Raw genomic sequence first — 22,926 nt, 5'->3', positions numbered from 1 at the left:
AGGTTCTAAGGCCCTATGAGTCTTTTTCTGGATTTTGAACAGCCGATTGCCGAGTTGCAGGCGCAGATTGATGAACTCAAACATGTGAGTGAAGGCAATCACGCCGTGGATCTGAAAGACGAGATCCGCCGGCTGGAGAAGAAAAACGAAGAGCTGACCAAGAAGATCTTCGGTGATCTGGGTGCCTGGCAGGTATCCCAGATGGCGCGTCATCCCCAGCGCCCCTACACCTTTGACTATATCGAGCATATCTTCACCGATTTCGACGAGTTGGCTGGCGATCGCGCCTATGCCGATGACAAGGCTATCGTCGGCGGCATCGCCCGTCTCGACGGTGAGCCGGTGATGGTGATTGGTCATCAGAAGGGTCGCGAGACCAAAGAGAAGATCAAGCGCAACTTCGGCATGCCGCGTCCGGAAGGGTACCGCAAGGCCCTGCGTCTGATGGAGATGGCCGAGCGCTTCAAGATGCCGATCATCACCTTTATTGACACCCCGGGCGCTTACCCCGGCGTCGGTGCCGAAGAGCGTGGCCAGTCCGAAGCGATTGCCCGCAACCTGAAAGTGATGGCCGGTCTGACCGTGCCGGTGGTCTGCACCGTGATCGGTGAGGGTGGCTCCGGTGGTGCGCTTGCCATTGGCGTGGGTGACCGCGTCAACATGCTGCAGTACTCCACCTACTCCGTCATCTCGCCGGAAGGGTGTGCCTCCATCCTGTGGAAGAGCGCTGACAAGGCCTCCGTGGCTGCCGAAGCGATGGGGATCACTGCCCAGCGTCTGAAAGAGCTCAAGCTGATCGACCACGTGATCGACGAGCCCCTCGGCGGTGCCCATCGCGATGTGGAGAAGATGGCCAAAAACCTCAAGGCCCGCATCAAGCAGGATCTGGACGCACTGCGTCCGCTCGATACCGAGCAACTGCTGGAGCAGCGTTACCAGCGTCTGCTGGGCTACGGCTACTGCTAAGCGCAGCCGTCAGCCCCGAGTATTCAGGCCCCCGTCAGCGACGGGGGCTTTTTATTGCGGTTGTTCTGTAATTCAGGTGAGTGCCCCAACGTGCCCTGAAACGGCACAGCTCAGTCTTCGCGGGTGAGGGGCAGGGTTGGTATGCCATGTTATTGGTGATGGCTGTCATTAGCCTGCAGCATCCTTTGGCATTGCTAGCGGTGGCATGACAAGCCGCTTGATCATCCGATTGCGGCATAAAAAAGCGCCCCGGCTGTGCGGAGCGCTTTTACAGGTGTCTGGCAGTATTACAGTTCAATCTCGTCTGTAAGACCTTCATAGGCGATATCGATGGATTGCAGCTCCTTCTGCAGGCGATGTTTGTCTTTCAACGCCTCGATTTCACGCCATTTACGTTTTTTTCCCGTTGTCCCGCGGCTACGCGAACCGAGTTCAACCACTTCGTCATAATCGAAGTTGAACATTTCCATGGCTCCCTCCTTGGTTTTTATCGTTTTCACCACCCGTATAACATAACGAATCTGAAATTAAAACGTTTTCGTGACGACTCTATGACAGCGCTAAAAAAGCCCATGAAAAAAAACCGGGCCCCTTGGTAGGGGCCCGGTTTTTATCAGAAAAAAGAACCGATTACAGGCGGCTTGCCAACATGGTTTCCAGCTTGCCTTGGTCGATGGCAAACATGCGGATGCCTTCGCCCAGCTTCTCGTGAGCCATGGCGTCCTGGTTCAGTTCCCAGCGGAATTCGGCTTCGGTCATCGGAGTCGGTTTGGCCTTGCGCTCACCGGTGTAGTCCAGTCTGCGTACCACGGTTCCTTCGGTCTTGCTCAGCTCTTCCAGCAGGGCCGGGCCAATGGTCAGGCGGTCGCAACCGGCCAGTTCCAGGATCTCGCCGGTGTTGCGGAAGCTGGCGCCCATCACCACTGTCGGGTAGTCGTGCTGCTTGTAGTAGTTGTAGATGGAGGTGACGGAGACCACGCCCGGATCTTCGCTGGCGGTATAATCACGGCCATTTTTGGCCTTGTACCAGTCGAGGATGCGGCCTACGAACGGGGAGATCAGGAAGGCACCGGCTTCTGCACAGGCACGAGCCTGGGCGAAGGAGAACAGCAGGGTCAGGTTGCACTGGATACCCTCTTTCTCCAGTACCTCGGCGGCACGGATCCCTTCCCAGGTGGAGGCCAACTTGATCAGAATGCGGTCGTTGCTGATACCCGCTTCGTTGTAGAGACGGATCAGCTTGCGGGCCTTGGCGATGCTGGCTTCGGTATCGAAGGAGAGACGGGCATCCACTTCGGTAGAGATGCGGCCCGGAACGATCTTCAGCACTTCCAGACCGATGTTGACGGCCAGCTTGTCGCCCGCGTCGATGATTTGCTGTGCCTTGTCCTGGCTCTGGGCTTTGGCCCAGTTGATGGCGTCTTCGATCAGCGGAGCGTACTCGGGGATCTCGGAGGCCTTCAGAACCAGAGAGGGGTTGGTGGTGGCATCGATGGGCTGATAGCGTTTGATGGCTTCGATATCACCGGTGTCGGCAACAACAGTGGTCAGGGCTTTCAGCTGGGTTAATTTATCGGCCATAGCGAATATCATCTCTTAATGAGGGAGTAATCCCTGGGTTGCGGGCTTGAGACGGTGGTTCTGAAATAAAATTACAGGATCTTGGTGCCTCAGGCTCAGAAAAGCGCGATGGGGGCGGCCCATCGTCATTGCCTGCCTAATTAATACTGATGTGCTGCATCCTGCAATAGGGGCGCTTGGTTGTTAAACATTCAGGCTGTTGAGTTATCCCGTTTTACGGCCTGAAACTATATGATTAGTAAGGTTTTTTACATTTCCTCCCGACCTCGATCCGGTTTGCTTTCAGTTGAACTTTTTTAGCCAATATCCATATTTGTGTCGTCGATCACATAAATTATCTCGCTACGTACTTGAAATTTAATTACAGCGAAAACGTTTGGCGAAATATCTCCGTTTGAAAGCCATTTCATGCAAGCGTTTGCGTTTTCGGATAGCTCATCAGGGATATATCAAAATGGTTCTCTTATGGGGCTTAATGGTGGCCTGTCTGATTGAATTATTGAGTTTGTTGAAAGTTTGCGATTTAAATGGAGCTTTATGGGCTTTTACCGTTCGTTTTTTGTGTCTCGCGTGACCGGGATCACTATTCCGGGCTCTCCCGCTGTGCTAGATTCCGCCCCTTTAGCGAAACGCTAATTAAACGACAGACAGAAAACGGTCAGCGCAGACTGGCCATGGATGTGAATAACAACGAGAGAATTATGGACACCTTGATTGCGATGCTAAACGACCTGATGTGGGGAGCCGTGCTCATCTACCTGCTCATCGGGGTCGGTATCTTTTTCACCTTCCGCCTGGGTTTTATCCAGATCCGTCACTTTGGCCACATGTTTTCCGTGCTGAAAAACAGCCGTAAATCGGACAACGCGGGCATCTCCTCTTTCCAGGCCCTCTGTACCAGCCTTGCCGCCCGTGTCGGCACCGGCAACCTGGCCGGTGTGGCTGTCGCCATCTATCTGGGTGGCCCCGGTGCCATCTTCTGGATGTGGCTGATTGCCTTTATCGGCATGGCGACCGCCTTCGTCGAAAGCACCCTGGCCCAGCTCTACAAGGTCAAGGATGAGGATGGCAACTACCGTGGTGGCCCGGCCTACTACATGGAGAAAGGCCTTGGCATGCGCTGGATGGGGGTGGTCTTCTCGCTCTGCCTGATCCTGGCATTTGGTCTGGTGTTCAACGCGGTGCAGGCCAACTCCATCAGTCTGGCGATGAAGGTGGCGTTTGGCATTCCTGACTGGGTCAGCGGTCTGGCGCTGGTGGCGCTCTCTGGCCTGATTATCTTCGGCGGCATTCGTGGCATCGCCCGTTTTGCCGAGCTGGTGGTGCCCTTTATGGCACTGGCTTATATCCTGCTGGCGCTGGTGATCGTGGCGATGAACATCACCGAGTTGCCCCATGTCTTCATGCTGATCATCAAGTCTGCCTTTGGGATTGAGCAGGCAGGCTCTGGTGCGCTGGGTTATGCCATCTCCCAGGCGATGATCAACGGTATCAAGCGCGGTCTCTTCTCCAACGAAGCGGGGATGGGCTCTGCGCCCAACGCGGCAGCGACTGCCACGCCCTATCCGCCGCACCCGGCCTCCCAGGGGTATGTGCAGATGCTGGGGGTCTTTATGGACACTATCGTCATCTGCAGTTGTACCGCCGCCATCATCCTGATGTCCGGTCAGTTTGAGCCGGGATCCGGCGTGACCGGTGTCGAGCTGACCCAGCGGGCGCTCTCCTCCCAGATTGGCAGCGGTGGCAACATCTTCATTGCGGCGGCCATCTTCTTCTTTGCCTTCACCTCTATCGTGGCGAACTACTCCTATGCCGAGACCAATCTGGTGTTCCTCGAGCACAACCACAAGGGCGGCCTGATGCTGTTCCGGGTGTTCGTGCTGGGGATGGTGATGTTCGGTGCCGTGGGTGAGTTGCCGATTGTGTGGGCGATGGCGGATGTCTCCATGGGACTGATGGCCATCGTCAACCTGGTGGCGATCCTGCTGCTCTCCAGCGTCGCCATCAAGCTGGCGAAGGATTACAACGACCAGCTCCGGCTGGGCAAGGTACCCACCTTCGATGCCAACAAATACCCCGAGATCCGCTCCCAGCTGGAAGAGGGGATCTGGGACAATCCGACCAAAAAGTAACAAGCGGTGAATCAAACCTCTTGATTAAAACCTGAAGGGGGAGGCGGTGGCTCCCCCTTCTTTTATGGTGCACTCGTTGGCTGTTGATCCCAGCGCCGAACGAGTTGCCTGATACGCCGTCGCAACTGGTGCCAGCAGCGCCCTTGTTGCCGTTCGCTGAGGGGGGCATAACGCCAGAGTCGATAGAGCCACGCACTCTTTAGCAGGGAGTGGGCAAGGTCGGGACGCAGCCGTGCCAGCCGCTCGCACCATGCCCCCATGCTCTCGGCGGGCTGGGGTAGGTAGCCGCTGCGTTTACCCCGTTTGAGCAGGGGCTGCCAGATGCGCCGCTCTGGCGGCAGGCGGGCGGGCAACAGCAGGGGCAGGCTCACCAGCAGAGCGACCAGCATCAGGCTGGCGAGGATCAACCAGGGAGTGTGCCTCGCCAGTGCGGGCCAGCGTAGGCCGATTTGTTGCCAGAGTTGGCCCGCATCGTAACCAATCACCCAGCGACTCCACTGGTAGTCGATATTGTTGCCCCACCAGCGCAGCTGATTGAGCAGGGCCCAGTTGTGATAACGCTGCAAAGCGAGGGGGTCGGCAGCGGTAAACTCGTCGCTTAGCGCCTCCCTCACGCCGCCTTCAATGCGCTCCGGTGCCACTGCCGCCGTGGGGTCGATTCGCCGCCATGTTCCTCCTTCATCGAGATACTCCACCCAGGCATGAGCATCGAACTGGTGTACCGCCAGATAGTTGCCCGTGGGATTCCACTCGCCGCCGAGATAACCGGTGACCAGCCGTGCCGGAATACCGGCAGCGCGCAGCACGAAAGTGGTCGCCATGGCGTAGTGGCCGCAAAAGCCCTGCTTGGTATCGAACAGGAACTCATCTACCCCTTCACTGCCAAGTTGTGGCGGGGTCAGGGTGTAGTAATAGGATTGGCTGCGAAACTGCGCGAGCAGAGCGGCGACCAGCGCTGCGCGATCCGGATGGCGCGCAGCCAGCGCCTGGCCGTGGGCACGCGCTCTCGGGTTGCCCCCGGCTGGCAGTTGCAGGTTGTGCTGGGCGGCTTGGCTGTCATCCTCGGGCTGCGCTTCGCCGCGGCCAATGCGATAGCGGATCGCCACTTCGCCGCTTCCCTGCCGATAGAGGGTGTCGAGAGGGGTAAGCAGCACCGGGCCCGCCAGCAGGCGGGGGGCACTCAGGGCAAAGGCCCAGCGGTGACGCTGGGGCTCGGCGATCACCTCGTAGCTCCCGGCGGGTAACGGGCTATCTGCCTGTTGAGTGTTGGCCTGAGAAGAGGATGCCAGAAGGGTGAGCCCGGTTTGCACCGGCACTGTCTGCTGCCATGCTTTGACCTCGGGGCTCAGCAACCAGCGCTGACCATCGAAAACTTCTTGGCGCATCACCGGAAAATAGCGCTCGCGGGCAGGGGGTGGGCCATCGGCAAAGGTGACCCGAAACGCCAGTTCCGAGGAGTTGACCAGTTCGCTGATCTCGCCGGGGGCCAGCTCTTCCGAGAGGCCCGACAGGGCGCGGCTGGTGGTGGGCATCTGCCAGAGGGGCGGCAGCCTTGGCAGCAGCAAAAACAGGGTGATGAGCAGGGGAAGCGCCAGCAGCAGGGCGCCACCCGCGCTGCGCCAAGGCCGTTTCTGTTCGGGGGCGACGGCGGCCACCAGCGCGGTCACTGCCAGCCAGAGCGCTATTGTCATTCCGGCCGTCCAGCCGATGCTCTGTCGCTGCACCAGCGCCAGCGCGATCAGAAAGAAGGCGAGCAGCAGCACCTGCTCGATATCCCGCTCGCGCCGTACCTCGATCATCTTGAGGCTATAGCCGAGCCAGAGCAGATTGATAAGGGTAGGCAGGGTGCCCAAGCCACGCCACTGTAGTCCCAGCAACAGCACAGTTGTGATGGCCAGCAGCGCTAACCAGCGGGCAGGCAGGGGCTGCCAGCCGCGCCACAGCATAATGGCCCGGAGGCCGAGGGTGATGGCGCCCACTGCCACTACCCAGAGTTGCAGTTGGGGCCAGAGCGCCGCGACCAGCAGCAGCTGTTGCAGGGCGATGAGTGGCAACAGGCGGCGGTTATCGAGCAGCATCGGGCGTGCTCTTCGGTGGTGTGGCATCGAACTGGGCCAGTGCCAGCAGGCAGCGCTGCACAAAGGCGGCGCCACTATCGGGCCCCAGCGTCTGGTTTGCCAGCGTCAGGGTGAAGGGGATACCCCGCTTGCCGTAATCGGCGCACCACCAGGCCAGCACCGCCAGCCGCTGCTCCAGATCCCCGCCCGCGACCCGCTGCAAGGTGAGGTGAGTGTCATCCTGCTGCGGTTCATGGAACTGCTTGGTCAGCAGGCCGCGCCCCTGGGCAAGTTGCTTCCAGGCGACCCGGCTCAGTGGTTCACCGGCCTGATGTGTCCGCAGGGTATCAAAGTCACCGAGAGTGGCTGGAGCGGGCTGGCCTTGATGTCCCTCGCTTTCGGTCGCATGTTCCCCTCTTAGCGCCCCGAACATCGGTTTGGGGGCGAGCCAGCCCTCCAGTTGCAAGTCCAGCAGGGACCAGCAGCGAAACAGGCCGAGAGGGTAGCGGCTCTCGACCCGCAATCGACCAAGGTGCAGTGGCCCACGGCGCGAGCCCGATACTGGCAGGATAACTGTGCTGGGCACAGCGTCGGCCTGTGCCAGCCAGAGGGTGCCTTCGTTGAGGCTAAACCGGAGCGCCTGCACCGGGCGCGTGCTCTGCACCAAGATACGGATAGGTAGCTGGCTACCCGCTTCCCCCAGCACCAGCGGCCCACCCAGCAGTTCCAGCCCCAACAGGTTGCGGTGTGTAAGCCACATGGCGGCCATAAACAGGCTGCCGAGGCAGTAGGCCAGCAGCAGCACCAGATTGTTCTGGTAGTTGGTGCCGAGCAGATAGATGACGAGCAGCACCAGCAGATAGAGCAGCCCCATGCGGGTGGGGAGAATAAAGAGGGTTCTCGGTCCCAGCGTTATCTGGCGGGCCGGAGGAATGCGGCGGTCGAGCCAGCGCCGCTGCCAGCGGGCTCGCCACTGCTGCCAACGGTTTAGCAATTTGCTCATCAGGGATTGTCCGGATCGACCCGGGCCAGCAATCGCTGGCTAAGGGGACAGGCTTCACCGTGCTGTACGCCAAAGCTGCCCCGCAGCCGATGCTCGGCCACATAGGGGAAGACTGCCTGCACATCCTCCACCGTGACGAAGCGCCGTCCCGCTACCAGCGCCCAGGCCCGGCTCACCGCCAGCAAGGTCTGGGCTGCACGGGGGGAGAGGGGCTGTGGCAGATCCCCATCAAAGCGGCTCTGGTGCACCAGCGCCAGCAGGTAGTCGAGGGTGGCATCGGAAACATGGATAGCATCACCTTCCGCTTGCAGGGCAGTCAGCTCGGCGGCATTCAGCATGGCGGGCAACGGGCCAGTCGGCTGGTTGCCGCGCAGCAACTGGCGCTCCGCCTCTCGCGGCGGAAAACCCAGCGAGAGTCGCACGGCGAAGCGGTCGAGTTGGGACTCCGGCAGTGGATAGGTGCCCGCCTGATCCGCCGGGTTCTGGGTGGCGATGACGAAAAACGGATCGGGGAGGGGATGCGTATTCCCCTCAATGCTCACCTTGCCCTCTGCCATCGCCTCCAGCAGGGCGCTTTGTACTTTGGGGCTGGCGCGGTTGAGCTCGTCCGCCAGCAGTACCTTGGTGAAGATGGGGCCGGGGTGAAAGCGAAATGTTTGCTGCTGGGGGTCAAAGATCTGCAACCCCAGCAGGTCGGCGGGGAGCAGATCGGCGGTGAACTGCATCCGCCGGCATGCCAGCCCCAGTACCTGTGCCAGCGCGTGGGCCAGGGTGGTTTTGCCCATACCGGGCAGATCCTCGATCAGCAGATGACCGCGCGCCAGCAGGGTGACCAGTGCAACCTTGAGCTGCAGCGGTTTACCCAGAATCACCTGTTCCAGCGCCGTCAGCACCGCCGTGATCTGTTCCTGTGATTTCACTATTCCTCCCGCTTTCGGCTTGTCCGTATCTTGCTTCTCTATTTTGGCTCCTACAGCTTATACGCCAGTCGCTCAGGGCGGGCTCAGTACGCCGTAAAACCATAGAAATGGCCCGTTTTTTCAATGACTTCACACCGACTTCACAGTTGTTCACGCTCAGCTCACCAAGCGTCCTTATGATGCACTTTTCAACTCACCACAAGACAGATGTCATGAAACAACCAACAACTCTCTCGCTGCTGACGCTGGGTTCCCTGCTGATTTCTTCATTCGCTTCTGCTGCACAGGATGCTCCTCTCACCGCCATCGTGGACGGCGCCATTCAACCCGTGCTCAAGGAGTACCGGATCCCGGGAATGGCGGTTGCCGTACTGAAAGATGGCAAGGCCCACTACTTCAACTATGGCGTTGCCAACCGGGAGAGTGGTCAGCGCGTCAGCGAGCAGACCCTGTTTGAAATCGGCTCTGTCAGCAAGACCCTGACCGCGACCCTCGGCGCCTACGCTGTGCTCAAGGGGGGCTTCAAGCTGGATGACAAGGTGAGCCAGCACGCAGCCTGGCTGAAAGGCTCTGCCTTTGATGGTGTGACCATGGCCGATCTTGCCACCTACAGTGCTGGCGGCTTGCCCCTGCAGTTCCCCGATGCGGTCGACTCGGCAGAGAAGATGCAAGCCTACTACCGCCAGTGGACGCCGCTCTTTGCCGCCGGTACCCAGCGGGAGTACTCCAACCCCAGCATAGGTCTGTTCGGCTATCTGGCTGCGAGCTCTCTGGGCCAACCCTTCGAGCAGCTGATGAGCCAGACCCTGTTGCCGGGGCTCGGCCTTGTCCACACCTACCTCAAGGTGCCTGCGGCAGCCATGGGCGATTACGCCTACGGCTATGCCAAAGAGGAGAAACCGATCCGGGTCAATCCGGGAGTGCTGGCTGACGAGGCTTATGGCATCAAGACCAGCTCGGCAGATTTCATCAAGTTTGTCGAGGCCAACATGACTAGGCGCGGTGACGCAACCATGCAGCAGGCCATTGCCATGACTCACACCGGTTTCTTCTCGGTAGGAGAGATGACCCAGGGGTTGGGTTGGGAGAGTTATGCCTATCCCGTCACCGAGCAGGCGCTGCTGGCGGGCAACTCGCCGGCGGTGAGCTACAAGGCCAATCCGGTAGAACGCTTTGCCGCGCCCAAAGATATGGGGGAGCAGCGGCTCTACAACAAGACGGGATCGACCAACGGCTTTGGTGCCTATGCTGCCTTTGTCCCGGCCAAGGGGATTGGCATCGTCATGCTGGCCAACCGCAACTATCCCAACGATGCCCGGGTCAAGGCGGCCTACGCCATTTTGAGCAAGCTGGCTGACTAATCACGGGGGCAGCGTTTTATCGCAAGCAAGTGCGCCGGGATTGCCCGGCGCACTTTTTATCGCGTTTATTTTTACTCAGCTCACGGTGCTCTTCTGCCCGGCGGCTTGTCCATCAAGTTGCCTTAATCACACATCGGCAGAAACAATATTTCCAATTTGGAATGTATCGATCGCTATCTCTTCACTAGGTGTGGTGGTAGCCCCCCCCTATAGTGCTCCACATAGTCACCCGCTTGCCTGCTGTTTGCCGCGCTTTTGGCCGAACAAGGGCCAGATTTTTGCTACGGAGCCTCCATGAGAACTTTTCTGCTGTGCACTTTTCTGATGATCATCCTCTATCCGGTCGGGATCGATCTCTATCTGGTCGCTGTGCCCCAGATTGCCGATGCCCTGCAGGCGAGCGAGGCGCAGATCCACACCGCCTTCTCTATCTATCTGTTCGGTATGGCGGCCACCGTGCTGCTGGGGGGGATGATTGCCGATCGCTACGGGCGGCGCTGGGTGGTGCTCGGGGGCGCGCTGATTTTTGTCCTTGCCTCGCTGGTGGCAGGCAATGCGGAGGGGATTGGCCAGTTCTATTTCGGCCGTTTCTGGCAGGGAGTCGGGGCGGGGGCGCTCTATATTATGACCTTTACCGTGCTGCGGGATGTGCTGAGTCAGGAGCGGTTGGCGATGGCGCTCTCGATGATTAACGGGGTGATCTGCGTGATCCCGGTGCTGGCGCCTGTGCTCGGTTACCTCATCCTGTCCCATTTTGACTGGCGCGGGATCTTCATGACGATGGCGCTGGTGGCTGTCGTCAGCGGTCTGGTCAATCTGCTGCTGCTCAAGGAAACCCGTCCAGCCCGGCAACCGGGCAGTGGCGCAGCGCTGCCCTTTGCCCTGCTGTGTTCGCCGCGTTTTATGCTGCTCTCCTTGCTGACCAGTGCCAGCGTGACCTCTATTCTGGTCTATGTCAGCGTCTCGCCGCTGATCCTGATGAAGGATCTTGGCTTCACCACCGAGCAGTATTCCATCGTGATGATGGTGATGGCCGGCGTGAGTATGTCCACCTCCTTCCTGACGCCCCTGCTGTTGCGCTGGCTGGGCAAACAGAAGGTGCTGGCGGTGTCTCATCTCTCCTATCTGCTGGCAGCGTGCTCACTGCTCGGCAGCTGGCAGGCGGGGGGCGATATCCATCTGTTGCTGCCGGGGTTTGCGCTGGTCTGTGTCGGCTTCTCCTGTGGCTTCGGGGTGGCGATGGGGGAGGCTCTCGACGGTTGTCAGCATAATGTGGCCTTTGCCAGCGCCGTGCTCTGCATCATGCAGATCAGCCTCTCCGGCCTCTATATCTGGCTGCTGGGTCAACTTGGCTTTGCCCCGACCGAGATGCTGATCTATGCCTTGCTGCTGGCACTGCTCAGTTATCTGGCCGTCAAAGGGCTGGTACCATGGCTCGCGCTTCGTGAAGCGCGGTCGCAGGGCGATGGAAGATGAGAGGGAATATGCGCAATCTGGGTGAACTCGATTTGAACCTGCTGGTGGTGTTCAAGTACCTGATGCAGGAGCGCAGTGTGGCAGGGGCGGCCAAAAAGCTCTGTGTCACTCCGTCGGCGGTGAGCAAGTCTCTGGCCAAATTGCGGGAGTGGTTTGACGATCCCCTGTTTGTGCGGGTGCGGCAGGGGTTGCAGCCGACCAACCTCTCCCTGACTCTGGAGGAGGAGCTGAAGGTCTGGTTCCAGCTCACCGACAGCATCACCTCGCTCAATAGCGAGGCGATCCCCGACGGTGCCCACTTCACGCTGGTGATGGAGTCCCCCTTCTACATCAGCTTCCTGAGCGATCTGCCCATGACCATCTACCAGAAGTACCCCAACTCGGTGGTCAGGATGCTGGGGTGGGATCACCACTCCCTCAACGACATCGTCAATGGCGATGCAGATCTCGGCTTTTGTGCCCGCGAGACCCATGGCCGCTCTCTGGCCAAGGTCAACCGCTTGCCTTATTACATCGATCATGAGGTGCTGTTCACCGATCGCCCGGTGGTTTTTCTGCGCAAGGATCACCCCTTGCTCGAGCAGAAGTGGTCGCTGGAGAACTTTCTGGCCTGCCCCCAGATCAGCATGGTGTGGGAAGCGAACGATACCTGGGCTCTCGACAGTCTGCTGGAAGATGAGGGGTTGAAGCGGGAGGTGCCCATCATGGTCTCCAGCTTCGAGCAGGCGCTGCATATTGCCTCCCAGTCGAGCCACGAACTGATTGCGGTGGCTCCTTCCTACTGCGGGGGGTATGCGGCCAAGCACCATGCCAACCTCATTGCCATGCCCTTGCCACTGCCGGAGAAACTCTATCAGCAGTTGGAGATCGCATTTATCCTGCTGTGGCACAAGCGGCACAATCAGGATGCCAAGGTGATGTGGCTGCGCAACGAGATCCGGCGACTCTACAACGACGAATCGCCACGCTAATGTGAGCGTGACGGTGCGCATCGATCAGCCGGAGCCATCTGCTCCGGCTTTTTGTTGTCGCATCGCTCGGATGAGCGGGCTTTGTCACGACTGAAGTGCCAAGCGCGGGTTCACGGGTTCATATGGTGTTTCATTCAACTCTCTTTATGCACAGATTGGCCTTGGTTGCACGTCTCGAGTGAAGCTATTTTCACGAAAAAAATTCATGTGGTTTCATTAGAAAACTTCACTGATGGTCACTTTTAAAGTGTGATCGACCATTAAGTTCCTGTATTTGCAGTGATATAGCATGACACCCCTTGGAATGGCGGGGTTAGATAGCGCCTGCGTAGGGTGACTGCCAGTAGAGCGCGGCGTGAGCCAGCCCCACAGGTCGTCTGTGACCGTGCCATGCCCCGGCTATCTGGCCACCAGCCATGAGTGACGGAGCAGAGGGGAATAAGCATCAAGGTTGATAAACCGGCTTGAGTAAAGGGATGCAGCAAAGGTAGAACCCGGAGCCGGTAACTGTACTGGGAGACGCCACTCACCATCCCCCGATAACCCGTAATTGAAACCGGCTAGATGAAAAACACCTTTCATCGAACGGGGCTCGTGCACCCGAAAATAGCCAGATTGGCAGGCTGACTGTGCTTTCCGTTATAGCAATGGCGGGCAAAAAAATAGTGCGGTAGCCACCACCAGATTAATAAAAATAAATCTCAGCAAAGGCAGGTTGATATGCGTCCAGCAACAGCACCGACCGGGTTGTTACAACAGCCCAAACCCTTCTTTATGATATTTTTCGTCGAACTCTGGGAGCGCTTCGGTTATTACGGCGTGCAGGGGATATTGGCGGTTTTCTTTGTGCAGCAACTGGGATTTTCCCAAGAGCAATCCTTTATTACCTTCGGTGCCTTCTCGGCGCTGGTATATGGCCTGATCTCGGTTGGTGGCTATGTCGGTGACCATGTGCTCGGCACCAAGCGCACCATGGTGCTGGGGGCCGTGGTGCTGGTGATAGGCTACTTTATGACCGGCCTCTCCATCTACAATCCCGACCTGATTTTCTATGCGCTGGGCACCATTGCAGTTGGTAACTGTCTGTTCAAGGCCAACCCGGCCAGCCTGCTGTCAAAATGCTACCAGCCAAAAGATCCGAGGCTGGATGGGGCGTTTACCCTGTTCTATATGTCGATCAATATCGGCTCCCTTATTTCCCTCTCGCTCGCGCCGGTGATTGCCGATCACTACGGCTACACCGTGACCTATAACCTGTGCGGGGTGGGGCTGATTATTGCGCTGCTCACCTTCTTTGCCTGCCGCAATATGGTGAAGGATATTGGCTCCGAGCCGGATCACCTGCCGCTCGATTACAGCAAGCTGCTGCTGGTTATATTGGGGTCGGTAGCCATGGTCTTCTTCTGTGCCTGGCTGATGCACCACGTGGTGATCGCCAACATGGTGTTGATGACGGTGACCATCGCCGTGGTGATCTTCTTCTTCCGCGAGGCATTCAGGCTCGACACAGTGGGCCGCAACAAGATGTATGTGGCCTTCGTGCTGATGCTAGAGGCGGTGCTCTTCTATGTGCTGTATGCCCAGATGCCGACCTCGCTTAACTTCTTTGCCATCAACAACATGCACCACGAAATGCTGGGCATGAGCGTCAACCCCATCAGCTTCCAGGCGCTCAACCCCTTCTGGGTGGTGCTGGGTAGCCCGGTACTCGCGATGATCTATACCCGGATGGGCAGCAAGGGGCGGGATCTCACCATGCCGCTCAAGTTCACCCTCGGGATGTTCTTTTGCTCGCTGGGCTTTCTGACGGCGGCGGCATCCGGCTGGTGGTTTGCCGATGAGCAGGGGCTTACCTCCCCCTGGTTTATGGTGCTTATCTACCTGTTCCAGAGTCTGGGCGAGCTGATGATCAGTGCGCTGGGGCTGGCTATGGTCGCCGCGCTGGTGCCGCAACGCCTGATGGGCTTCATTCTCGGAATGTGGTTCCTGACTCAGGCGATGGCGTCCCTGCTGGGTGGCTATGTGGCGACCTTTACCGCCGTGCCGCAAGGGATGACGGATCCGCTGCAAACTTTGCCCATTTACACCGGCGTGTTTGGCAAGATCGGGATGGCGACCTTGCTGATTGCGGTAGTGATGGGGCTGATGGTGCCCTGGCTCAACCGGATGATGAATGCGACGCCGACAGAGGCCGAGGGGCTGGTCGCGGGTCAATCACAGGCGTAATGAGGGGAGGATAGTGCGAGACAAGGCAAGGGCTGTGACCCTTGCCTTGCTGTTGATGGCTTAGTTGTACTGCTCTTCCATCCAGGCTTCGACGATCAGCTGCGCCGATACCCCGTCCACACTGCCTTTCTCCAGTGCGCGATAGCCGCCTCGCTCAAACAGGCGGGCGCGGGCATCTGTGGTGGTGAGTCGCTCATCTTTGAACTCCACCGGCTTGCCGAAACGGCCATGCAGCCGGTTGCCGAATTTGCGGGCCCGTACCGTGATCTCCTGATCGGTGCCATCCATGTTCAGCGGCAGGCCGACCACCAGCAGGTCCGGTTGCCACTCCTTGAGCAGCTTCTCAATCTCGTCCCAGTTGGGGATGCCGTCGTTGGCCTTGAGGGCGCGCAGAGGCTGGGCTGTGCCAGTCAGCTCCTGACCGATGGCGACGCCAATGCTCTTGGTGCCATAGTCAAAGCCCATGATGCTGCGTGATGACATAACTGATAAATCCTCTAAATAGAGAGCGGAGCGGGCCAGCCGATCAGCTGTGGCCGATATCGCTGGAGAGGTGAACCGGGTTCACCCCTATGCTGGCGGCAGCTTGCTGCCAACGTTTGTGAATGGGGGTCTTGAACACCAGAGCCGGATTGGGGGGGATCACCAGCCAGGCGCCATCCACCAGCTCCTGCTCCAGCTGCCCGGCGCTCCAGCCGGCATAGCCAAGGGCCACCAGCCAATGGGCAGGGGCCTCGCTCGTACCCAGGGTTTCCAGAATATCCTTGGAGGTGGTCACCATCATCTCATCCCCCACCTGCAGGGTGGAGTTGAAGCCGGGGCGGAAGCTGTGCAGCACGAAGCCGCGATCGGCGTGAACCGGCCCCCCTTGCAGCACCGGCTGCTTGAGTTCCGGGTTGTTGGGCGGGTTGAGCTTGAGCTGGGTCAGCATGGTTTCCAGCGACATCTCGACCGGAATGTTGACGACCAAGCCCATGGCGCCCTCTTCGTTGTGCTCGCACAGATAGACCAGCGAGCGCTCGAAGTAGGGATCCGTCAGGCTTGGCATGGCAAGCAGGAAGTGATTTTGCAGTGTTTGCATAGAGGCCAAATAGTGCAAAGGTATTTGAGGTCAATTATGGCAGTTGATCCCCATGGGAAAAACCGCTTTTTGGGCTGGACGAGATCCCGCCCCTTTCCGGATTGCCTTGAAACAGAAAGGGTGGCGCCGGGCCACCCTCTCTTTTTCCGGGCTTGTCAGGGACGGGTTACCCCTGAACAGGCCGGTTAGCCTGCCTGGCGATTATTTGCCCAGCCGACGCTCGATGGCATCCATCAGCATGCCGGTGATGTGCACATCGAAGGCCGCTTCAATCTCGCGAATGCAGGTCGGGCTGGTGACGTTAATCTCGGTCAGCCGATCGCCGATGATGTCGAGACCGACGAAGATGAGGCCTTTCTCTTTCAACGTCGGGCCCACCGCACGGGCGATGGCCCAGTCGGCTTCGCTCAGGGGGCGCGCTTCACCACGGCCACCGGCCGCCAGATTGCCACGGGTCTCCCCCTGCGCCGGAATACGGGCGAGGCAGTAGGGAACAGGTTCACCGTCCACTACCAGTACCCGCTTGTCGCCATCCTTGATGGCGGGCAGATAGGTCTGCGCCATGCAGTACTGGCTGCCGTGGGCGGTCAGGGTCTCGATAATCACGCCGACGTTGGCGTCATCTTCCTTCATGCGGAAGATGGAAGCGCCGCCCATGCCGTCCAGCGGCTTGAGGATCACGTCTTTGTGCTTGGCGTGGAAGGCGCGCAGCTTGTCGGCGCGGCGGGTGACCAGCGTGGTCGGGGTGTGCTCGGCAAACCAGGCGGTGTAGAGCTTCTCGTTGGCGTCACGCAGGCTCTGCGGCTTGTTGACGATAAGGCAACCCTCATCCTCGGCCCGCTCCAGCATGTAGGTGGCGTAGATAAATTCGGTGTCGAACGGCGGATCCTTGCGCATCAGGATCACATCGAGGTTGGAGAGGGGCTGATCCACCACCTCGCCCAGGGTGTACCAGTCGGCATAGTCATATTTGACGGTGAGCGGGCGCATGGTGCCAAAGGCGCGACCAGCTTCCATGTAGAGATCCTTCATCTCCAGATAGAAGAGCTCATAGCCGCGCTTTTGCGCCTCTTCGAGCATGGCAAAGCTGGAATCTTTCTTGATGTTGATGGCCGAGATGGGGTCCATCACGATGCCGAGTTTAATGGTCATCCGCTGTTCCTTTTTAATGGCTCGATAGGGTTGTAGGGTCGATTAGCGCAGCGTAATCGGCCGCTTGCGGCTGCGTCGATGCAGCCATGGGGCTGATTGATGCGGCCGATAGTATCAAGCGAGATCGCCAAAGCGGCACTGCAGCGCAGTAATCGCAGTCAGGGCGGCGGTTTCGGTGCGCAGCACCCGCGGCCCCAGCAGCATCTCTTTGAAATCTTCCTGCACGGTACGGGCGATCTCGTCGCTCGACAATCCCCCCTCCGGGCCAATCAGCAGGCGCACGCCGTGCTCGGGAACGGGCAGGGTGTTGATGCTGTACTCAGCGCGCGGGTGCAGGTTGAGCTTGAGCTCCTTGGTCTCTTCCGCCAGCCAGGCGTCCAGCTCCATCGGCATGCGCACCTCTGGCACCACGTTGCGGCCGCACTGTTCGCAGGCGCTGATCACCACCTTCTGCCACTGTTCGCGCTTCTTCTCCAGCCGATCGGCCGGCAGCTTGACGCCGCAGCGCTCGGAGAAGAGTGGGGTGATGCAGGTGACGCCCAGCTCCACCGATTTCTGGATGGTGAAGTCCATCTTGTCGCCACGGCTGATCACCTGACCGAGGTGGATGGCCAGCGGTGACTCCACTGATTGGACGTCGCAGCTGTCGATGGTCACTTCCACCGACTTTTTGCCGACGCTGGTGATGGTGGCGGGGTATTGATTGCCATCGCCGTTGAACAGCTCGAGCTGCTGGCCCGGCTGCATGCGCAGTACCCGGCCGATATGGTTGGCGCCGTCTTCCGACAGGGCGATGGTCTGGCCAACTTGCAGAGTGGCCGGTTCATAGATACGTGGAATGCGCATGGCTGCTTGTCAGTCTCTTGCTTGGAAACCCTTTATATCCTGCGGCGAGCAAGGCGCACGCGGCAGTGGGTAAGGGTTTCATGGTAGGAGGGGCGATCCCCCTCCCTGCTCAAATGGGGTTATTGGCACTGTTTTTCAATAAAGGGATTGGTATTGCCCTGCAGCTTGCCGATGCGGCGATTGCGCTCGCACTCCCAGCCCTCTGCCGGGTACTGGCGATCCCAAGCTTCAAACAGTTTACGCTGTTGCGCTGCCAGACGCAGCCCATACTGCTGGCTCATGTAGAGGTAGGCGCGGGCAATCTGGCCCCGTACCGGCCCCTTGGGCGGCTGCACCCGACGAGCCTTGAAATCCACCAGCATCTGGCACTGGCCGTACTGATCCGGCTTGCCATTCCAGTCGGAGAAGCGGTAGTTGGCCCGATCGCCGTTCACCTCGCCAATGGCGGGGAAGAGGTTGTGCATGTCCCCCTCCATCTTGTTGAACTCGGGGCTCGCTTTTTCGCAGTTCTTGCGACCGCCATCCTGCCAGCATTGCAGCTGGTGGCCGAACTCCCAGGCGGGGACCACGTGTTCCCACTCGATGCGGGCGGCGCGCTTGGCCTGCTTGCGCGGCTCATAGCCGCAACTGGCGAGATCCGGGCTCATTTTCTTGCCCTGATAGTCGATGTCGCAGCCGCAGTAGAAGGTGGTGACCGCAGGCTGGCTGCGATAGAGCTTCACCAGATCCTGCTTGGCTTCACGAAAGGTCTGGGCGTGCAGGGGGGGGCTGAGCAGCGGCAAACCGGCCAGCAGGGTCAGGGCGAGGGAGGAGATGAAACGCATGGGATTCCTTGCAAACGGGGTGATTGACGAACGATGGCGGGCACCCTACCACAGGGGCGCGACACAAGCTGGCTTACTGCTCTGGCTCCGGCCGTTCCCGCTCCAGCGGTTGCTTGCAGCGGCGGCAGTGGTAGCGGGCCTCGCCGCGCACCACCTTGTTGTGGCGGCGTATCGACAGTTGATGCTGCTGGCAGTGACAGCGATAGGGCACGGTGCGCTGGGCCAGTACCGCCAGATCGAAGCTGTGGGTGGTTCTGGGCTCAAGGCCGAATACCTCCCGCATTACCGATTGCCACTGGCGGCCGTGGGGCAAGACCCGGCTTTTGCCACGTCCTTCTCCCCACAGGGCGTGTACCAGCAGATGGGCCACCTCGTGGGGCACCACCTCATCCAGAAACGCCTGCTGGTTGGCCTGATAGAGGGCAGGGTTGAAGCGCAGCTCCCAGGTTTGCAGCCGCGCCGATCCTGCCGCCCGGCCCCGCATATTGCAGTAGATCCGCGGGCGGGGGAAGGTGCGGCCAAGGCGCGCCTCGGCCTGCACAAAACAGGCTTCTACGCGTTGTTGCAGCAGGGCGACAAGCTGGGCAGGGGTGGCAGACATCAACATCTCGTCAGATAGCGGATAAGCAAAAGGGGAGCCAGGCTCCCCTTTTATCACAACAGCGAGCCTTACAGGCCAGCGGCGGAACGCAGCAGTTCGGCCTTGTCGGTCTGCTCCCACGGGAACTCGTCGCGACCGAAGTGACCGTAGGCAGCGGTAGCCTGGTAGATCGGGCGCTTCAGATCCAGCATTTCGATCAGACCATACGGGCGCAGTTCGAAGTGCTCGCGCACCAGCTTGACCAGCAACTCCTCGGCGACCTTGGCAGTACCGAAGGTCTCGACGCTGATGGAGGTCGGCTCAGCCACGCCGATGGCGTAGGAGATCTGGATTTCACAGCGATCGGCCAGACCGGCGGCAACGATGTTTTTGGCAACGTAACGGGCGGCGTAAGCAGCGGAGCGGTCAACCTTGGACGGATCCTTACCGGAGAAGGCGCCACCACCGTGACGGGCCATGCCGCCGTAGGTGTCGACGATGATTTTGCGACCGGTCAGACCGCAGTCACCCATCGGGCCGCCGATAACGAAACGGCCGGTCGGGTTGATGAAGTATTTGGTGTCCTTGTTGACCCACTCGGCCGGCAGCACCGGCTTGATGATCTCTTCGCGTACCGCCTCAACCAGATCCTTGTGGCTGATGGATTCGGCGTGCTGGGTAGACAGAACAACGGCATCCACACCGATGATCTTGCCTGCGTCGTCGTAGGCGAAGGTCAGCTGGCTCTTGGCATCCGGACGCAGCCACGGCAGGGTGCCGTTCTTGCGCACTTCAGCCTGACGTTTCACCAGCAGGTGAGAGTAGGTGATGGGGGCCGGCATCAGCACGTCGGTTTCGTTGGTGGCGTAGCCGAACATCAGGCCCTGGTCGCCAGCGCCCTGCTCCAGCGGATCGCTGCGGTCAACGCCCTGGTTGATGTCCGGGGACTGCTTGCCGATGGCGTTCAGCACTGCGCAGGAGTCAGCATCGAAGCCCATGTCGGAGTGGGTGTAGCCGATTTCACGCACGGTATCACGCACGATCTCTTCGATATCTACCCAGGCAGAGGTGGTTACTTCACCGGCCACCATGACCATACCGGTCTTGACCAGGGTCTCGCAGGCAACACGGGCCTTGGTATCTTGCTTGAGGATGGCGTCCAGTACCGCATCGGAGATCTGGTCCGCAATCTTGTCGGGATGGCCTTCGGAGACCGACTCGGAAGTAAACAGCTTTGCCATGATAAGAGTCTCAGCTTGTCTGGGTTATCGCCACGGCAATAACCGGATGAATGGGATGGTGTAGAGGTATCTACATCTGGACGTCTATTTTAATTAGCGCCCCCCCCGATTGCCAGCACTATTTTGTCGCGCAGTGTCCAATGGGTCACAAGCGGTGCTCTCCTATCCCGAAAGGGATGGAAATCAAACGTTTTTCTCTGGTTGCTTTGGTCAATAGAGGGCAAGAAAAGCGATTGTCCTCCCAAAGCCACTTTATTCATCCAGATAATATTTGCACGCCGCGCGCCCTGCTGGGACAATAACGCGCCTTAATCTTGGCCATCAAATGAAGCAATCGCAGGAGATTCAGATGCCTTCTCGTAAAGAGCTTGCCAATGCCATTCGTGCATTGAGTATGGATGCCGTTCAAAAAGCCAACTCCGGTCACCCGGGCGCCCCCATGGGAATGGCGGATATCGCCGAAGTGCTGTGGCGTAGCCACCTCAGACATAACCCGAACAACCCCAAGTGGGCCGACCGCGACCGTTTCATTCTCTCCAACGGCCACGGCTCCATGCTGCTGTACTCCCTGCTGCACCTCTCCGGTTATGACCTCTCCATCGACGATCTGAAAAACTTCCGCCAACTGCACTCTCGCACCCCGGGTCACCCGGAGTACGGCTATGCACCGGGCGTGGAAACCACCACTGGCCCGCTGGGTCAGGGCATCACCAACGCCGTTGGTATGGCGATTGCCGAAAAAGCCATGGCTGAGCAGTTCAACCAGCCGGGCCACGACATCGTTGACCACTACACCTACGCCTTTATGGGCGACGGCTGCCTGATGGAAGGTATCTCCCACGAGGCTTGCTCTCTGGCCGGTACCCTGCAACTGGGCAAACTGATCGCGTTCTGGGATGACAACGGTATCTCCATCGACGGTCACGTTGAAGGTTGGTTCACCGACGACACCGTCAAGCGTTTCGAAGCCTACGGCTGGCACGTAATCCCGGCTGTTGACGGTCACAGCCCGGAAGCTATTAATGCCGCCATCGAAGCCGCCAAGGCCGAGACCGGCAAGCCGACCCTGATCTGCTGCCGCACCATTATCGGTTACGGTTCTCCGAACAAATCCGGTTCTCACGACTGCCACGGTTCACCGCTGGGCAACGACGAGATCGCCGCGGCTCGCGCCTTCCTGAAGTGGGACCACGCTCCGTTCGTTATCCCGGCCGACATCGCTGCCGAGTGGAACGGTCAGGAGAAGGGCGCCAAACTGGAAGCCGACTGGGCTGCCAAGTTCGCCGCCTATGAAGCCGCTCACCCGACTCTGGCTGCCGAATTCAAGCGCCGCACCGCAGGCGACTTGCCGGCCAACTGGGCTGCTGAATCCGCCAAGATCATCGAAACCCTGCAAGCCAACCCGGCCAAGATCGCAACCCGTAAAGCGTCCCAAAACGCACTGGAAGCGTTCGGCAAGCTGCTGCCGGAATTCATGGGTGGCTCCGCTGACCTGGCTCCGTCCAACCTGACCATGTGGTCCGGTTCCAAGTCCCTGACCAATGACGATGCCTCCGGCAACTACATCCACTACGGTGTCCGCGAGTTCGGCATGTCCGCCATCATGAACGGTATCGCCCTGCACGGTGGTTTCATCCCCTACGGCGCCACCTTCCTGATGTTCATGGAGTATGCCCGCAACGCCCTGCGCATGGCCGCCCTGATGAAGCAGCGTTCCATCTTCGTTTATACCCACGACTCCATCGGTCTGGGTGAAGATGGCCCGACTCACCAGCCGGTTGAGCAGATCGCCTCCCTGCGTCTGACTCCGAACATGAGCACTTGGCGTCCGTGTGACCAGGTTGAATCTGCCATCGCCTGGAAACACGCCATCGAGCGTACCGACGGCCCGACCTCGCTGATCTTCTCTCGTCAGAACCTGGCCCAGATGGATCGTACTGCTCAGCAGCTGGCCGACACCGCCAAGGGTGGTTACGTGCTGAAGGATTGCGCCGGTACTCCGGAGCTGATCCTGATCGCCACCGGTTCCGAAGTGGAACTGGCCGTTGCCGCCTATGAGCAGCTGACTGCCAAGGGCCGTGCCGTGCGCGTGGTCTCTCTGCCGTCTACCGACGTGTTCGACGCCCAGTCTGCCGAGTACAAAGAGTCCGTTCTGCCGTCCTCCGTCACCAAGCGTGTGGCCATCGAAGCGGGCATCGCCGACTACTGGTACAAGTACGTCGGTTTCGGCGGCAAGATCATCGGTATGACCACCTTCGGTGAGTCTGCTCCGGCCGAGCTGCTGTTCAAGGAATTTGGCTTTACCGTGGAAAACGTGGTTGCGACCGCAGAGTCCCTGTAATAGCTGACCATTGGGCCACCCTGGCCCAATAGCCGGAAAATAAAACGCCCTCCATCGAAAGATGGGGGGCGTTTTTATTGGCACAGGAAAATAGTAAATTAAAAATATATTTCAATGCCTGAGAGTTGATAGTACTTTTTCTTGATAATTGATCTTCATTGTCTTAAT

19 protein-coding genes are annotated in these 22,926 nt (G+C 59.3%); 7 read left to right on the top strand and 12 right to left on the bottom strand.

Features of this window, described 5'->3' with window-relative positions; all coding sequences use genetic code 11:
* The first annotated feature begins 15 nt into the window (after nucleotides 1-15).
* Nucleotides 16-966 carry an acetyl-CoA carboxylase carboxyl transferase subunit alpha gene (gene accA / locus NOM06_RS01105; protein ID WP_005338549.1) on the top strand — a complete coding sequence of 317 codons (951 nt, stop codon included), beginning with the start codon at nucleotides 16-18 and terminating at the stop codon, nucleotides 964-966.
* A 287-nt stretch (nucleotides 967-1,253) separates the two neighbouring features.
* Here accA and NOM06_RS01100 read toward each other — a convergent pair whose 3' ends face one another.
* Nucleotides 1,254-1,436, bottom strand: a complete 183-nt coding sequence (locus NOM06_RS01100) for a DUF3545 family protein (RefSeq protein WP_005338547.1) — start codon at nucleotides 1,434-1,436, stop codon at nucleotides 1,254-1,256.
* 160 nt (nucleotides 1,437-1,596) lie between these two features.
* Entirely contained in the window at nucleotides 1,597-2,547 is a 951-nt protein-coding gene (gene tal, locus NOM06_RS01095; RefSeq protein WP_255909245.1) for a transaldolase, read from the bottom strand.
* Between the two features lie 701 nt (nucleotides 2,548-3,248).
* On the opposite strand from tal, the gene NOM06_RS01090 reads away from it, so the two are divergent.
* A complete protein-coding gene (locus NOM06_RS01090) occupies nucleotides 3,249-4,679 on the top strand; it encodes a sodium:alanine symporter family protein (protein WP_013724018.1) in 1,431 nt (476 codons plus the stop codon).
* Between the two features lie 62 nt (nucleotides 4,680-4,741).
* Here NOM06_RS01090 and NOM06_RS01085 read toward each other — a convergent pair whose 3' ends face one another.
* From NOM06_RS01085 to NOM06_RS01075, 3 genes are read right to left on the bottom strand one after another with little or no spacing between them, the layout of a single operon-like run.
* Nucleotides 4,742-6,757 (bottom strand): DUF3488 and transglutaminase-like domain-containing protein, encoded by a 2,016-nt coding sequence (locus NOM06_RS01085; protein WP_255909243.1) that lies wholly within the window; start codon nucleotides 6,755-6,757, stop codon nucleotides 4,742-4,744.
* Entirely contained in the window at nucleotides 6,744-7,739 is a 996-nt protein-coding gene (locus tag NOM06_RS01080) for a DUF58 domain-containing protein (RefSeq protein WP_110303292.1), read from the bottom strand. The genes NOM06_RS01085 and NOM06_RS01080 overlap by 14 nt, the downstream gene beginning before the upstream one ends.
* Nucleotides 7,739-8,659 carry a MoxR family ATPase gene (locus NOM06_RS01075; RefSeq protein ID WP_110303291.1) on the bottom strand — a complete coding sequence of 307 codons (921 nt, stop codon included), beginning with the start codon at nucleotides 8,657-8,659 and terminating at the stop codon, nucleotides 7,739-7,741. Before NOM06_RS01075 ends, NOM06_RS01080 begins: the two co-directional genes overlap by 1 nt.
* A gap of 212 nt (nucleotides 8,660-8,871) precedes the next feature.
* Here NOM06_RS01075 and ampC point away from each other — a divergent pair, with 212 nt between their 5' ends.
* The 4 genes from ampC (at nucleotide 8,872) to dtpB (ending at nucleotide 14,693) form a co-directional block, all read left to right on the top strand.
* On the top strand, nucleotides 8,872-10,020 hold the full coding sequence (gene ampC / locus NOM06_RS01070) for an FOX/MOX family class C beta-lactamase (protein WP_110303290.1): 1,149 nt from the start codon (nucleotides 8,872-8,874) through the stop codon (nucleotides 10,018-10,020).
* 294 nt (nucleotides 10,021-10,314) lie between these two features.
* The gene (locus tag NOM06_RS01065; protein WP_110303289.1) at nucleotides 10,315-11,496 is read left to right on the top strand and encodes an MFS transporter; all 1,182 of its coding nucleotides are present in this window, start codon (nucleotides 10,315-10,317) and stop codon (nucleotides 11,494-11,496) included.
* 8 nt (nucleotides 11,497-11,504) lie between these two features.
* On the top strand, nucleotides 11,505-12,467 hold the full coding sequence (gene yidZ, locus NOM06_RS01060; RefSeq protein WP_110303288.1) for an HTH-type transcriptional regulator YidZ: 963 nt from the start codon (nucleotides 11,505-11,507) through the stop codon (nucleotides 12,465-12,467).
* 720 nt (nucleotides 12,468-13,187) lie between these two features.
* The gene (dtpB, locus tag NOM06_RS01055) at nucleotides 13,188-14,693 is read left to right on the top strand and encodes a dipeptide/tripeptide permease DtpB (RefSeq protein ID WP_110303287.1); all 1,506 of its coding nucleotides are present in this window, start codon (nucleotides 13,188-13,190) and stop codon (nucleotides 14,691-14,693) included.
* A gap of 60 nt (nucleotides 14,694-14,753) precedes the next feature.
* Here dtpB and ruvX read toward each other — a convergent pair whose 3' ends face one another.
* The 7 genes from ruvX to metK form a co-directional block, all read right to left on the bottom strand.
* Nucleotides 14,754-15,176, bottom strand: coding sequence for a Holliday junction resolvase RuvX (ruvX, locus tag NOM06_RS01050; protein WP_005343821.1), 423 nt, complete (start codon nucleotides 15,174-15,176; stop codon nucleotides 14,754-14,756).
* A gap of 43 nt (nucleotides 15,177-15,219) precedes the next feature.
* On the bottom strand, nucleotides 15,220-15,774 hold the full coding sequence (locus tag NOM06_RS01045; protein WP_042010750.1) for a YqgE/AlgH family protein: 555 nt from the start codon (nucleotides 15,772-15,774) through the stop codon (nucleotides 15,220-15,222).
* 201 nt (nucleotides 15,775-15,975) lie between these two features.
* Nucleotides 15,976-16,926, bottom strand: a complete 951-nt coding sequence (gene gshB / locus NOM06_RS01040; protein WP_040066605.1) for a glutathione synthase — start codon at nucleotides 16,924-16,926, stop codon at nucleotides 15,976-15,978.
* A gap of 114 nt (nucleotides 16,927-17,040) precedes the next feature.
* Nucleotides 17,041-17,772, bottom strand: a complete 732-nt coding sequence (rsmE, locus tag NOM06_RS01035; RefSeq protein ID WP_075114978.1) for a 16S rRNA (uracil(1498)-N(3))-methyltransferase — start codon at nucleotides 17,770-17,772, stop codon at nucleotides 17,041-17,043.
* A 119-nt stretch (nucleotides 17,773-17,891) separates the two neighbouring features.
* The gene (locus NOM06_RS01030) at nucleotides 17,892-18,596 is read right to left on the bottom strand and encodes an endonuclease (RefSeq protein ID WP_255909241.1); all 705 of its coding nucleotides are present in this window, start codon (nucleotides 18,594-18,596) and stop codon (nucleotides 17,892-17,894) included.
* Nucleotides 18,597-18,669: 73 nt separating this feature from the next.
* The gene (locus NOM06_RS01025) at nucleotides 18,670-19,197 is read right to left on the bottom strand and encodes a SprT family zinc-dependent metalloprotease (protein ID WP_058057891.1); all 528 of its coding nucleotides are present in this window, start codon (nucleotides 19,195-19,197) and stop codon (nucleotides 18,670-18,672) included.
* Nucleotides 19,198-19,265: 68 nt separating this feature from the next.
* Complete coding sequence (metK, locus tag NOM06_RS01020; RefSeq protein WP_005338519.1) at nucleotides 19,266-20,417, bottom strand: methionine adenosyltransferase; 1,152 nt, start codon at nucleotides 20,415-20,417, stop codon at nucleotides 19,266-19,268.
* Nucleotides 20,418-20,766: 349 nt separating this feature from the next.
* Here metK and tkt point away from each other — a divergent pair, with 349 nt between their 5' ends.
* A complete protein-coding gene (gene tkt / locus NOM06_RS01015; protein ID WP_110303284.1) occupies nucleotides 20,767-22,758 on the top strand; it encodes a transketolase in 1,992 nt (663 codons plus the stop codon).
* Nucleotides 22,759-22,926: the final 168 nt, after the last annotated feature.

The sequence above is a fragment of the Aeromonas sp. JL9 genome (assembly GCF_024436075.1).
Taxonomy (GTDB): domain Bacteria; phylum Pseudomonadota; class Gammaproteobacteria; order Enterobacterales; family Aeromonadaceae; genus Aeromonas; species Aeromonas veronii.
Note: the sequence above shows the minus strand (reverse complement) of the source record. Positions and strands in the feature narration are given on the sequence as shown.

What these genes read in the sequence shown, in the direction of transcription:
- gshB (WP_040066605.1), bottom strand. Translation starts at nt 16,926, where the DNA reads ATGACCATTAAACTCGGCATCGTGATGGACCCCATCTCGGCCATCAAC.
- tal (WP_255909245.1), bottom strand. Translation starts at nt 2,547, where the DNA reads ATGGCCGATAAATTAACCCAGCTGAAAGCCCTGACCACTGTTGTTGCC.
- NOM06_RS01085 (WP_255909243.1), bottom strand. Translation starts at nt 6,757, where the DNA reads ATGCTGCTCGATAACCGCCGCCTGTTGCCACTCATCGCCCTGCAACAG.
- NOM06_RS01065 (WP_110303289.1), top strand. Translation starts at nt 10,315, where the DNA reads ATGAGAACTTTTCTGCTGTGCACTTTTCTGATGATCATCCTCTATCCG.
- NOM06_RS01090 (WP_013724018.1), top strand. Translation starts at nt 3,249, where the DNA reads ATGGACACCTTGATTGCGATGCTAAACGACCTGATGTGGGGAGCCGTG.
- rsmE (WP_075114978.1), bottom strand. Translation starts at nt 17,772, where the DNA reads ATGCGCATTCCACGTATCTATGAACCGGCCACTCTGCAAGTTGGCCAG.
- NOM06_RS01025 (WP_058057891.1), bottom strand. Translation starts at nt 19,197, where the DNA reads ATGTCTGCCACCCCTGCCCAGCTTGTCGCCCTGCTGCAACAACGCGTA.
- NOM06_RS01030 (WP_255909241.1), bottom strand. Translation starts at nt 18,596, where the DNA reads ATGCGTTTCATCTCCTCCCTCGCCCTGACCCTGCTGGCCGGTTTGCCG.
- metK (WP_005338519.1), bottom strand. Translation starts at nt 20,417, where the DNA reads ATGGCAAAGCTGTTTACTTCCGAGTCGGTCTCCGAAGGCCATCCCGAC.
- NOM06_RS01100 (WP_005338547.1), bottom strand. Translation starts at nt 1,436, where the DNA reads ATGGAAATGTTCAACTTCGATTATGACGAAGTGGTTGAACTCGGTTCG.
- ruvX (WP_005343821.1), bottom strand. Translation starts at nt 15,176, where the DNA reads ATGTCATCACGCAGCATCATGGGCTTTGACTATGGCACCAAGAGCATT.
- accA (WP_005338549.1), top strand. Translation starts at nt 16, where the DNA reads ATGAGTCTTTTTCTGGATTTTGAACAGCCGATTGCCGAGTTGCAGGCG.
- tkt (WP_110303284.1), top strand. Translation starts at nt 20,767, where the DNA reads ATGCCTTCTCGTAAAGAGCTTGCCAATGCCATTCGTGCATTGAGTATG.
- NOM06_RS01045 (WP_042010750.1), bottom strand. Translation starts at nt 15,774, where the DNA reads ATGCAAACACTGCAAAATCACTTCCTGCTTGCCATGCCAAGCCTGACG.
- ampC (WP_110303290.1), top strand. Translation starts at nt 8,872, where the DNA reads ATGAAACAACCAACAACTCTCTCGCTGCTGACGCTGGGTTCCCTGCTG.
- yidZ (WP_110303288.1), top strand. Translation starts at nt 11,505, where the DNA reads ATGCGCAATCTGGGTGAACTCGATTTGAACCTGCTGGTGGTGTTCAAG.
- NOM06_RS01080 (WP_110303292.1), bottom strand. Translation starts at nt 7,739, where the DNA reads ATGAGCAAATTGCTAAACCGTTGGCAGCAGTGGCGAGCCCGCTGGCAG.
- dtpB (WP_110303287.1), top strand. Translation starts at nt 13,188, where the DNA reads ATGCGTCCAGCAACAGCACCGACCGGGTTGTTACAACAGCCCAAACCC.